The 12,103-nt window shown below is 39.7% G+C and carries 11 protein-coding genes and 1 pseudogene; 7 read left to right on the top strand and 5 right to left on the bottom strand.

Annotated features, from left to right (window positions below; genetic code table 11):
* Nucleotides 1-222 precede the first annotated feature (222 nt).
* From BGC07_RS01475 to BGC07_RS01465, 3 genes and pseudogenes are all read right to left on the bottom strand, one after another.
* Nucleotides 223-1,158 (bottom strand): ABC transporter substrate-binding protein, encoded by a 936-nt coding sequence (locus BGC07_RS01475; RefSeq protein WP_069311679.1) that lies wholly within the window; start codon nucleotides 1,156-1,158, stop codon nucleotides 223-225.
* A pseudogene (locus BGC07_RS21075) lies at nucleotides 1,140-1,648 on the bottom strand (ABC transporter permease). Before BGC07_RS21075 ends, BGC07_RS01475 begins: the two are co-directional and overlap by 19 nt.
* A gap of 245 nt (nucleotides 1,649-1,893) precedes the next feature.
* Nucleotides 1,894-2,613: an ABC transporter ATP-binding protein gene (locus BGC07_RS01465; RefSeq protein WP_069311678.1), complete on the bottom strand. Its 720-nt coding sequence runs from the start codon at nucleotides 2,611-2,613 to the stop codon at nucleotides 1,894-1,896.
* Nucleotides 2,614-2,832: 219 nt separating this feature from the next.
* Here BGC07_RS01465 and BGC07_RS01460 point away from each other — a divergent pair, with 219 nt between their 5' ends.
* The 5 genes from BGC07_RS01460 (at nucleotide 2,833) to BGC07_RS01445 (ending at nucleotide 6,916) form a co-directional block, all read left to right on the top strand.
* A complete protein-coding gene (locus BGC07_RS01460; protein ID WP_317135143.1) occupies nucleotides 2,833-4,137 on the top strand; it encodes a short-chain fatty acid transporter in 1,305 nt (434 codons plus the stop codon).
* 114 nt (nucleotides 4,138-4,251) lie between these two features.
* Nucleotides 4,252-4,575, top strand: coding sequence for a hypothetical protein (locus BGC07_RS21430; RefSeq protein WP_235602826.1), 324 nt, complete (start codon nucleotides 4,252-4,254; stop codon nucleotides 4,573-4,575).
* 126 nt (nucleotides 4,576-4,701) lie between these two features.
* Nucleotides 4,702-5,037, top strand: a complete 336-nt coding sequence (locus BGC07_RS21425) for a hypothetical protein (protein WP_235602825.1) — start codon at nucleotides 4,702-4,704, stop codon at nucleotides 5,035-5,037.
* Between the two features lie 218 nt (nucleotides 5,038-5,255).
* Nucleotides 5,256-6,146: a tetratricopeptide repeat protein gene (locus tag BGC07_RS01450; protein WP_235602824.1), complete on the top strand. Its 891-nt coding sequence runs from the start codon at nucleotides 5,256-5,258 to the stop codon at nucleotides 6,144-6,146.
* 167 nt (nucleotides 6,147-6,313) lie between these two features.
* Nucleotides 6,314-6,916 (top strand): pyridoxamine 5'-phosphate oxidase family protein, encoded by a 603-nt coding sequence (locus BGC07_RS01445; protein WP_069311676.1) that lies wholly within the window; start codon nucleotides 6,314-6,316, stop codon nucleotides 6,914-6,916.
* 85 nt (nucleotides 6,917-7,001) lie between these two features.
* Here the strand turns inward: BGC07_RS01445 and pepB are convergent, their stop codons facing one another.
* Both pepB and BGC07_RS01435 read right to left on the bottom strand, forming a co-directional pair.
* Nucleotides 7,002-8,306: an aminopeptidase PepB gene (gene pepB, locus BGC07_RS01440; RefSeq protein WP_069311675.1), complete on the bottom strand. Its 1,305-nt coding sequence runs from the start codon at nucleotides 8,304-8,306 to the stop codon at nucleotides 7,002-7,004.
* A gap of 136 nt (nucleotides 8,307-8,442) precedes the next feature.
* Nucleotides 8,443-9,486, bottom strand: a complete 1,044-nt coding sequence (locus BGC07_RS01435) for a Fic family protein (RefSeq protein ID WP_139121576.1) — start codon at nucleotides 9,484-9,486, stop codon at nucleotides 8,443-8,445.
* Nucleotides 9,487-9,699: 213 nt separating this feature from the next.
* Between BGC07_RS01435 and BGC07_RS01430 the strand changes: the two genes are divergently transcribed.
* Together BGC07_RS01430 and BGC07_RS01425 are read left to right on the top strand one after the other, a co-directional pair.
* The gene (locus tag BGC07_RS01430; RefSeq protein WP_069311674.1) at nucleotides 9,700-10,800 is read left to right on the top strand and encodes a carbohydrate kinase family protein; all 1,101 of its coding nucleotides are present in this window, start codon (nucleotides 9,700-9,702) and stop codon (nucleotides 10,798-10,800) included.
* A gap of 262 nt (nucleotides 10,801-11,062) precedes the next feature.
* On the top strand, nucleotides 11,063-11,791 hold the full coding sequence (locus tag BGC07_RS01425) for a class I SAM-dependent DNA methyltransferase (protein WP_069311673.1): 729 nt from the start codon (nucleotides 11,063-11,065) through the stop codon (nucleotides 11,789-11,791).
* Nucleotides 11,792-12,103 lie beyond the last annotated feature (312 nt).

The raw sequence follows: 12,103 nt of genomic DNA, 5'->3' as shown, positions 1-12,103 counted from the left end.
GAAGTGATTACCAAAGCCGGTTAAGTGATGTATATGTTTGTCCATGACTACAGCTCCATTGATGCTATTTTTAATTCGATTTCCATCTTATCGAGCTTTAAACAAATAGGCAAAAAAATCAGCTGGTGCGATGCATTATTTTGCATTAGTACTAACTTAGCAGGCGAATTTATAGTTTAAGAGCGCTGTGACTAACGATTTAGCAAGTCAATTGTGTAATTTTTAACGGGTAATGTTTTTTTTCATTAATTTATGCTTTTTCATATAATTTAATAGAACCTGATATTGGTGCAGCGAGTAGTGATTAGGATGGTCATCAAAGTAAGGGTAAGTGGCCAGCCAGGACTTATAATTTAATTCATTATTAAGTTCAGGGTGGTTTTTGGCGAAAACGTGCCATGTTTTTTTGGGGTGTTCTTTAAGATAAGCAACACCTTCTTGAAGTGCCTTAATGAAGGCAGGAAGTCTTGGGTCATTGATGTTTTTCTTATTCGCTTCAAAGATAAGCTCAGCATAATGGGGTACGCCGTTATCTTCAGGGTAGAATAAGCGTGCAGGGTAGCCTTGCAATGCCATTTGAATCGGCTCTATGGTCCTCATCATGCCAATGGTAGCATCAACACGATGAGTGATTAACGATTGAATTAAGTTATAATTCACATTGACGAGCTTGACGTCTTTAGTCGTTAAATGATGCTTTGCGAGCATGGTTTTAATCGTTACCGCTTCAAAACCTGTGGTTGAATAGCCAATGGTTTTACCTTTTAAGTCATCGATGCTATGTATATTACTGCTTTTAAGAACGGCAATCGTATCTAGTGGTTGATTGATGAGCGTTGCGACACGTATTAAAGGCAAGCCATTATTGATTTGCATGATTGATTGATTTTGGTAGTTTAATGCCAAGTCAGCTTTACCCGCTGCTACAAGTTTTGGGCCATCGGACGCATCTGCTGGCGGGATAATCTTAACACGGATACCATGCTTCTTAAAAAAACCTTGCTGCTTAGCAACGAATAATGGAGCATGGTCAGGGTTAACAAACCAATCGAGTACAATAGTCAGTGGTTTATTTGTATTTGTTGCAGCTTGCACAAGCCCGAAAAAACTTAATAAACAAAATGCGAGTACAAACGGCCTTAAGTATGCTTTTGCCAAAATATGAACCTCGTGAGCAATTTATCAATGATACTATATAAAATAAGAGAAAAAAGAATCACAACAAACAAACAAGCAAACATCAAGCTAATCTGCATACGTGCATTGGCATTAAGCATTAAAAAGCCTAAGCCTGCGCTTGCGCCGACCCATTCACCAACAATTGCACCGATAGGGGCAATGGCCGTTGCAATGCGAATGCCGGTGGCAAGTTGAGGGAGGGCTTTAGGAATACGAATATACCAAAGTGTTCGCCATTTATTGGCATTCATGGTGTGAGCAAGATCTAAATAGCCTTGTGGTGTGCTTTTTAAACCATCAAAAAAGTTAGAAGCAACGGGGAAAAAATCATTAAAACGGCGGTCGCCACTTTTGATGCTTCACCATAACCAAACCAAATCACAAATAAAGGAGCGATGGCAAAAGTCGGTAGCGCTTGACTGATTAATAAAATAGGTCTTAGCCAAAACTCTGCAAGTTTTAAACCCATCATTAAGAGGGCGATACTGATGCCAAACAGTGTACCTAAAGCAAGGCCGAGCAAGGTCTCAAATAGTGTCGGGAGAAAATTTTGCCAGATAAGTGCTTTGTTCAGCCAGAGTGAATGAAAAACCTCAGTGGGGGTGGGTAAAATAAAACTAGGCAGCTTCAGTAACCAAGCGATTAATGACCATAATAAGATCAGGCCGATTAACAGAGTTATGCTACGGTAAATAAATGAGGTGTATGATTTTTTCATGCGCTGAGCCTTTTTAATAACTCGGCGTACTGTTGCATAGTGACTGGATCTTCAGGGTCTCTAGGCCGTTGGATTGTTGATGGTGGTTCGACTTTACTAAATTGAACAGGGCAATTATTTAAGATATAAATATAATCACCAAGACGCAAGGCTTCAAGAGGGTCATGAGTGACTAAGACGACTGTTTTATTTTCAAGATAAGGATAACAAAGTTCGTGTAATTGGTATTTAGTGATGATATCAAGTGCAGCGAAAGGCTCATCCATTAGCAAAATAGGCTTGTTTTGCAATAAGGCCCGAACGAGTGCAGCACGCTGGCGCATTCCACCTGACAATTGATGAGGGTAAGCATGAATGGATTGCTCAAGACCGACTTGGCTGAGTAATTGTTTTGCTGTAGTGGGATTTGGTTTTATTCCTTGAAGTTTAGCTTGCATTAATACATTATTGAGTACAGTGTGCCAAGGCATCAGTAAGTCTTGTTGGGCCATATAGGCGATATTTTGGTGATGATTATTGTGTTGATGATCGATCAAAACTTGACCTGAATAAGGGTGCTCTAAGCCTGAAATAAGGCGCAATAAAGTTGTTTTTCCCACACCTGAAGGCCCGAGCAGGCAAGTGACTTTACCAGCATGGATTGACAGGTTTAAATTATCAAATAGCGTTAATTGTTCGTAGCGTATATGAACGTTCTTAAATTGAACTTCTAGCAAGCAATACCCAACCCAATTTTTTTATCTTTTATTATTTTCTAGCTTGCCTAAAGTATAATTGTCTTTGTCGCTTGGGTAAAATGTATCTTTGTGTCATCTAAACGGGATTAAGGTGACTTGAAATCTAATGCTATTGCTTTTACTTTATTACTTTAGAAAAGAAACAACTTAAATATTATTTTTATAATAAGGAGAGCTAGGTGATTAGCTACCTAGGAAATTTTTTTCTCAAAAATTGTTCGCAAGTACATGCCCGATAGTTTTGTTTTTGCCGCTATTTTAACTTTATTAGCACTTGTTCTTGGAGTTTTAATCGAGCACCAATCTGTAGCTACCATGCTTAATTTCTGGGGTGATAGCTTTTGGTCTCTATTAGCCTTTGGTATGCAAATGGTTTTAATCCTCGCAACTGGATATGCGCTTGCTGAAAGTAAATACGTCAATAGAGCTTTATTATTAATTAAATATATTAAAACGCCGGGCCAAGGGATTATCTTTACGACATTCATTTCTTCAATCGCATGCTGGCTCAATTGGGGGTTTGGACTTGTTGTTGGCGCCCTAATCGCTAGAGAGGTTTCTAAAAAGGTAAAAGAAGCAAATTTTGCATTGTTAGTTGCATCTGCCTACACAGGTTTTTTAGTTTGGCACGCGGGTTTGTCTGGCTCTATTCCGTTAATTATAGCAACTCATACCACCGGGTTGTTGTCTGGGTTAACACAGGGGAAGGTCATACCTCTTACAGAAACAATTTTCTCATATGAGAACTACATTCCTGTATTAATTTTAATAGGCACCTTGCCGATATTAAACTGGTTAATGAACTTAAAATCAACTGATAATAAGATAAACAAGGCAGCAACAGAGGAAGATGCACCTTCTCAGCTGCGAGTAAGCGAAGTGAGAACACCTGCAGAAAAGCTAGAGAACAGCCGTATTTTGTCTACACTCATTGTGTTAATGTTCGCAGGCTATATTATTAATTATTTCTTATCAGGGAAAAGCATTAACATAAATATGGTAAATATGCTTTTTATGGGGTTAGGGTTGCTCGCTTATGGTCGCTTAATTGATTATGTTGACGCTTTGAAACGTTCTATTTTAGTTTGCTCTGGGGTCGTTTTGCAGTTTCCTTTTTATGCCGGTATTATGGGCATGCTAACTCATTCTGGTCTCGCTGCTTCAATTTCAAACTTGTTTGTTCACATTTCGACAGCAAAAACATTTCCACTGTTAACCTTTTATTCCTCTGCATTGACAAATATTTTTGTGCCCTCTGGGGGTGGTCACTGGGTAATTCAAGGACCTTACATTATGCCAGCTGCTCATGCTTTGGGTGTGGCGCCAGCAAAAGCAGCTATGGCGATTGCTTGGGGTGAGGCATGGGCTAATATGATTCAGCCATTTTGGGCAATCCCCTTGCTTGCAATCGCAGGGCTTAAGATTCGCGATATTATGGGGTATTGTGTAGTCGCTCTCATATGGTCTGGCATTGTTCTATCACTATGCATTTATTTCTTATAATAAAGAAAAGCAACCGACTCAGCTTCTTTGTTACGTCTCTAGCTTAGGGGGTGAAAATCTTTTATGATTAGAGAAATATATCTATATTTAATATGAGACTCCGGAGGGAACTCCTTGAAAGAAAAAGCAATTTCTATCGAACATACCGCAGGTCAATCTATTGCAACGCCCTGGCAACTGATCTCCCGACTGATTAATCGGCATTGGTTTTTAAAGTATCCTTGGCAATTGAGTAAGTTCTTGGGAAAAAAGTCTAGGCACTTATGGTCATGGTTATGGCAATCATCTTGTGATAGAAGCTCACGATTACAAAAAGTTGACCATGGAGTTAAAAATACGATTGAAAAACACGAATTGACTCTAGGTTTTTTAAAGCACTCATCATTAACCCTCGAGCAACAGGGCGGTGTTGCCCAGCTCACGTTTTTTAGTGCGTGAGATGGTCTCACACGTAATCCAAACTAAAGGCCAATATATTGTAGAGTTAGGTGCTGGAACTGGGGGTGGTGACCCAGGAGTTATTGCGCTCAGGGGTTGCGCCGCAGCAGTTGATTGCGATCGAATATGATAAAAATCTGGCAAAAAATGTTGGCAAGCCGTTTTCCTGAAGTTCAGGTGATTAATGGCAATGCCGCCGACTTAGAAAAGTTATTAGGCGACAAGGTAGGGAGCATTAGCTCTGTGATCTCAGGATTGCCTCTGCGCTCTTTGCCTAATACTGTTGCTATGAATATTTTAAAGCAAATCCCCAACACTCTTATTTCTGGTGGTCGTTATATTCAGTTTACTTATGATTTTAAAAGGAAAAATGATTACTGCCCAGACCTCGCTACATTAACTCATTCTAAAAAAGTTTGGTTGAATGTGCCTCCTGCAAAAGTGGATGTCTTTACTCGATAATTGCGCGTTTATACAGGGTGTGTGGTGATTCCCGCCACAAAGCTCTTTTCTTGAGTATCATTTTGATCGACCCATCATTAATAAGTGAAGCCCGGCTAGTCCTCAGCGCCCTAAAACATTTATTGGCATTACCCTTCATAAACACCCCTCTAATAATTAAAGATCACCCCAAATAGTGCCGACAGTAGTACCAAAGAAAAGTTTTATTGGGTGTGTGTATGAGTCAGGTATGCCATCTCGAACAGCAAGCCAAGCAAGGTGATGCTAATGCCCAGTATATGCTTGCTTTAAAATATATTGAGAAAGATCAATTAGATAAGGCGTTTGAGCTTGCTCTTGCTGCTGCTAAATATGGTCATCGTGAAGCCCGCTTTTATATTGGAAATTCATTATTTTATGGTCGTGGAATCGATATTGATCAAGAGAAATCTATTTTTTGGTACCTCAAAGCAGCTCAACAAGGCCACTTAGCTGCGATGATGCGTGTGGCACAGATTTTTGATTATGGCTGTGGTCAAAAGGAAGACAAGCAAGAAGCCGCACATTGGTATTCTATTGCTGCAAAACGTGGCTATGTTGCAGCACAGAGTCGATTAGGTGATTTATACGTCAGTGGCCAAGGTGTGCGTCAAGATGAAGTACAAGCCTTTCATTGGTATTTACGTGCTGCACGCAGTGAAGGTGACGCTTTTATTAACGCGATGAAAGTTGCTTTGTGTTATGAAGTGGGTATTGGTGTCCGCCAGAATATAGAAATGGGTGTGCGTTGGTATCGGATTGCTGCTGAGAAAGGGCATAAAGATGCTGCTTTTTATTTAGGTAAACTCAAACGTGCGATTAAACGCTATTATCTTGCGACAGAAAAGGCTCATCGTGGTGACCCTGCGGCACAGTATCAGCTTGGTCGAATGTTTGAAGCTGGGATTTTGGTTAATAAGAATAGAGGCATCGCCTTGGCGTGGTATCAACGAGCGGCAAAACAAGGCTACGAGGAAGCTCAATTTGCCATTAACATGATTGATGAGCTTAAAGTAGATAACCCTTTTCAAGTTTTAAGTGTTCAGCTTGAACCAAGTTACGTAAAATTACGTGAAAAAAATATTAAGTAACCCAAGATCAGCTACACATAAGATATAACTCGCAGCCTTCGTTTTTCTTTACTGCTTCGCTTATAAGCCATATTGAAAGATTAAAATTAACTCGATAGAATCAATGCGTTTTTAAATTTTTAAAATACCTATGCTTGATTTTGTTGGAGTAAGGGTTGGGAGATATAATGCGTTCACCTTTTGATTTAATGCGGGAATGGGTTGATCAAGAATGTAAGTTAGGCAGTCAATCGCCAAATCGAGCGATATTATCAACAATAGCGAATGAGAATGAAAAAATGCAGCCTCATAGTCGTGTTGTTGCTCTTCGTGAGTTTGATGATCGCGGATTTTTGTTTTTTACTTCAAAAAAGACAAGAAAGTATACCGAGTTAGTGAGTAACCCTCAGGCATCTATGGTGATTTGGTTGGAATTGCAACAGCGCCAAGTTGTAATAGAAGGTAATATTCAATTACTTAATAATGAAGAAAATCATTCATATTGGCAGGCATTGCCTAAGCATAATCAACTTAAATTTACAGCTTATGGGCCACATACTAATAATGAAATAACATCAACGAGTCAGCTTGATGTTGTTTATCAAGAGTTATCCAAGCAGTATCAAGATCAAGAAAACCTACCGCTCAGTGAATATTATAAGGGGAGTAGGCTTATTCCAAATAGATTGATGTTTTATACTTTAGAGTCAGAATCCTTTTCTGAGTTCGTTGAATATATACCAGGCGAAAATGAAGAAGGTTGGCAAAGCCGATTATTAGGGCCTTGTTAACTTTCCCTATAGTTTAATTAGACCGTCTATTATAAGCCGTAGCTAAGAAAATATTTCTCAGCTACGCAGTGATTATATAGCTATCTTATTTAGTCAGCATTTTCGCAATTGTTCTAAAACCATGAGCGGTTGCACCTGCGGCATAGAGATTATTCGCATTATCCATAAAAGCACGCCCTGCAATATCTAAATGTAGCCAACCTTTACCCTTATTAGGGACAAACCGACTGAGAAACCCTGCGGCATTACTCGCAGCTGAACTTCCACCCCCAGGCATTGGTCTTGAGTTTGCGGTATCGGCGTAAGCAGAAGGTGTGTTCTCCCTATGGAATGGTTCAAGTGGGAGAGGCCAGTAAGCTTCGTTGACCGACTCAGCGGTTGCTAATAGCTTTTGTGAAATTTCTTGATCTAATGCCATTACTGCATTGTAATCTGGTCCTACAGCACGAGCAGCGCCGCCAGTCAGTGTTGCTGCATCAATGATCAGTGGAGCACCAGATTCGGAGGCAAGAATTAAACCATCGGCTAACACTAATCGGCCTTCGGCATCCGTATTAACCACTTCTACATTTAAACCATTACGATACTGAATAATATCACCCAAACGAAAAGCATGATCGCTGACCATATTTTCTGCACAACATAGGTAAAGGTCTACAGGTTGATCCAGGCCTTGCAATATGGCAAAAGCAAGACCCCCTGTGATGACAGCCGCGCCACCCATATCAGATTTCATTCCAAGCATAGAAGTAGACTGTTTTAAGCTGTAACCACCACTGTCAAAAGTAATGCCTTTACCGACGAGAGCTGCAATGGGTGTAGATTGTTTATTACTTTTTTGTGGATGATAGTGTAGCTTTAATATGGCGGGTAACTGATCACTGCCTTTCCCTACCGAATAAGTGCCATTTAAGCCTGCTTCAACTAACCCCTCTCCTTGGATAATCTCGCTGGTGATGGTGTCCTTAGGCGCACACTCTGTAATGAAACGTAATGCTTCTTCGGCAAGTGCAATGGGAGGAAGGTCAGAAGGGGGGCGATTCGTTGTTGTTTTCACCCAATCACTGACTCGAATCAATTGATTTAAGATAGTGAAATCTTTGTCTGATCCGGTAAAATTTAACGTTATTGTATTTTTAGGTGAACTTACACCTTGATGAAAGGCCCATTGTGATTCTAAGTTCCAGCTTTCCCCTACGCACTGTAGCTCTGCTAATTGCCAGGAAGCAAGTTTGCGTCCTGCTTTTTGAATATTACGTAATGTGTCTGTTATGTGTTCTTGTGATTGCAAGGCTTTGATATGAATAAAAGCCTGGTTCTTATCAATAGATACCAGTGCATTTGATTGCCAAGGATGGCAAGGCGATTCTGTCGTTAAAATAACATTCATTGCTGTTTTTGCTCTCTTTTTCTATTTATTTCATGGTTATAGTGGTGTCGTACCTTCTTCTAGGATTTCAAGATATTTTACATATGAGTAATGTCGATTAGAAAGTAGTCCGGTAATCTCTTTTAAAATGCCTAGTTCAACTAACTCTTCTACTGAGCGCCTGGCGGTTCTCGGTGTGATTTGTGCCTGTTCGCTTAAAGAGCTGATATTGACAATGGGGGTGTTCTGCAGACTTTGAAAAGCCATTAAGTTGGATTTTTTTGCTACCAATCTTCTTTAAATCTTCTTCAAATAGGGAGTTCATATTGTTTATTGCCGTTACTGCAATCGTTGCGGTCTCGTGAACACCTTTTAAGAAAAACGCTAACCAAGCTTCCCAGTTGCCAGTTTCTCTGACTTCATTGAGTAGGCGATAATAATCTGCCCGATTTTGCTTGAAATAAAGACTGAGGTATAGCGCTGGTTGAGAGAGCATGCCCTCACTACATAGCATAAGCGTGATTAGTAATCTTCCAAGACGCCCATTTCCATCGAGAAAAGGGTGTATTGTTTCAAACTGAAGGTGAGAGAGCCCTGCACGAATGAGTAAAGGTAGGTTTGGGTTTTCTTGATTTAAAAAAAGCTCTAAATCGTTCATGCACTCAAGCATTTCTAGTGCAGGAGGGGGAACAAATAGGGCATTACTGGGGCGTGTACCACCGATCCAATTTTGACTTTTTCTAAATTCACCAGGTGAGCACTGAGCACCGCGATTCCCTTGCAATAGCACAGCATGTGTTTCTTTGATTAAGCGTAAAGAGAGGGGTAGTTTGTCTAGACGATTTAATGCGAAATTCATCGCTTTTACATAATTTACGACTTCTTCAACATCATCGATCTTGCCATAGTTATCATTTTTTGCCTCGAAGGTCAGCAGGTCTTGCAATGTTGATTGTGTACCCTCTATCTGTGAGGATAAAAGTGCTTCTTTACGTATATACATATAAATAAAAAGAGCCTGATTGGGAATTGACTCAATTTTGTTATCGAGTTGTCCCAAAGCGAGAGAGGCTTTTTCTAATGCTACAGAGAGCTCTGTGATATCAAGGGTGGGGTTAGCGGGAGGTAACGGCTGTGGCACATAAGCTTTAAAACGCTCACCTGTGGTTGTTTGGGTGATATAGCGACCTATTCGACTCATTTAGCGCTGACCTCCTTCTTTCTTTTAGTGACAAAATTATCAAAAAATGTCATTTTGTCATAGTGTAAGTGACAGAGGGACATTTATCAATAAAAATGTCATTTAAACTTGAAATATGAAGCTAACTCAGTTTGGGCGTTTTCGTGTATCATATCAGCCTGATTGAATAGTATAAATCATAATAATGATCGAGCATGATAAAGGAGAAAGAGGGTGAAGAAAGTACTCACCATCGGTGGCGCAACGCAAGATATCATTGTCTCTTACCATGATGCGGAAACACTGTTCTTACGCAATCAACGAGGGGGGATGGCTTATATTCTCCTAGAAGAAGGTAAGAAGATTGAGCTAGATGGTTTAAGCCAGTTTTCAGGGGGTGGGGCAACAAACTCGGCTGTCGCTCTAAAGCGTCAAGGGTTTGATGTTTCTGTACTGTGTAAAGTGGGAGATGATATTGCGGGCCGTACTATCCAATCTGAATTAGAAGGCTATGGTATAGATATCTCCAAAATTATGGTTGATATGGGGACGGCCACAGGTTCCTCTGTCGTTGTGCCTTCTCCAAGTGGTGACCGCACTGTGATGGCTTATCGAGGTGCGAATGCGAACTGGCATCAAGGGGATGTTAAGACCGATAAATTAACAGGTTTTGACCAGCTCTATATTACCTCATTGAGTGCTGATACTGCATTGATGCTACCTTCTCTTGTTTCTTTTGCTAAATCTCGGGGCATTAATGTTGCAGCGAATCCAGGCAGCAGTCAGCTTACTAAAGGAGCAGATGTCTTAAAAGATTCTCTACCGTATATTGACACTTTGATTCTTAATAGTGATGAGGCAAAACAAATGATGTCCTCATTGATTAAGCTTGATGATGATATCCGCGGTAAAATAGCGAACCAATTGCGTGACGGGGGAGAGTTATTGCTCGATGCCCCGATCTGCTATCAAGATGTGACCTTTAGTCTACGTCAATTCTTTAAAGAAGTATTAAAGTTAGGGCCACAAGTTGTTGTCGTTACTGATGGTGATAAAGGTGTTTATGTTGCTACCAAAGAACAGCTGTACTTTCATTCGAGCTTGAAAGTCAATAATGTCATTAATACATTGGGGGCGGGGGATGCCTTTGGTTCAAGCTTTGTCGGAGCGCTGGCTCAAGGTAAAGATATTATTGACGCAATTCGTTATGGCTTGTGTAATAGTGCGAATGTGATTCAATATCCAGACGCTAAAACTGGGTTATTAGAAAGTGAGCAGTTAGATGCACTTGTTGGTAATTTACCAAAAGAGCAATTTGATATTATGAGTTGGTGACAAACTCATTGAGACTAATAAACCAAGTACAGGCCCGCTACGCGGGCAACTCTGTAAAGTCAATACCTAAAAAACCATAGCAGAAAAATTAGAACGGTGGAATGTTATTGCCAATATTCAGTTGGTATTAGTTATGATGCACTATGCACTTTCTCCTTCCCTCCTTAGAGGACATAATGTACACTGGTCCGTGTAATGCGTTAAGATACCGAACGTTGATTGTGAACACCACTCATCTAGTTAATTAAATAGGGATGAAACTATGAAAGACATCTGGGGAAATTATGATGCCTTTAAAGCTGATAATTCAGATGCAATTAAATTTTTTAGCTTTGTAAAAGCATGTATCCAAACTGGATTAAAGAAAATATGTAGTAGTGATAAGTTGTCTTTTGCTCTAGATGTTGGATGTGGTGCTGGTGATTTAACTAAATTGTTGCTCGACTACGCAAACCATGTGGATGCTGTTGATCTTTCCCCCAGTTTGATTTCTAAAGCGAAACAGAAAGTCGAATTAGATGAAATTAATTTTGAATGCGATAATTTTCTTAATTATCAATCCAATAATAAATATGAATTAATCTCTGCAATTTGGTTTCATCATCAATTAAATACTACAGAAAATCAGAAAGACATTAAAGATAAAATTTTAGAAATGCTAACTCCCAATGGAGTGTTTATCTTTTTGATACCCAGTGCAACATATGCTCATGCTGAAGCACAAGTTTTATTCAAACAATTGAATTTTACTCATGCGGTTATTGATAGCTGTCCTCAATACCACAGAATGGTTTTTTCATTTGATCGTGTGGATTGGGACCAATACACTATTTGGTCACCATTATATATTTATCAAACATATCAAGACGAATTTGAAATGGAATTTATTGATACTAAAAAAATTTTAGTCGACAATGGATATCTAACATTGGATTATATTCATCCGGTATTTGATGTATTAATAGGTAAGAGGAAACCTAAACAAGCATAGTCCGCTATACTGATAATTCCTGATAACCGCTATTCTAGCCTTGAATTGTCCGAATTTCTCCGGAGCCCTTATCTCATGACAGTGTGAGTCGCTGGCTCCAATCTCAGCACTTTCGGCCAAGAGAACTGCATCAATTCCTCCTATTGATTATAGAGTCTATAATAAAGAGACCGATGGTAAAACTAAAAATGAGCATTTCCGTGAAATGCTCAAAACTAGGTAAAAGTCGAGGTATTTTACCCGAAGTTGTTGTATTTGATGCCTGGTACTCAAGCTTAGACAACTTAAAATCAATTCGCGATCTTGGTTGGG

The organism is Piscirickettsia litoralis (genome assembly GCF_001720395.1).
Taxonomy (GTDB): Bacteria; Pseudomonadota; Gammaproteobacteria; order Piscirickettsiales; family Piscirickettsiaceae; genus Piscirickettsia; species Piscirickettsia litoralis.
Note: the sequence above shows the minus strand (reverse complement) of the source record. Positions and strands in the feature narration are given on the sequence as shown.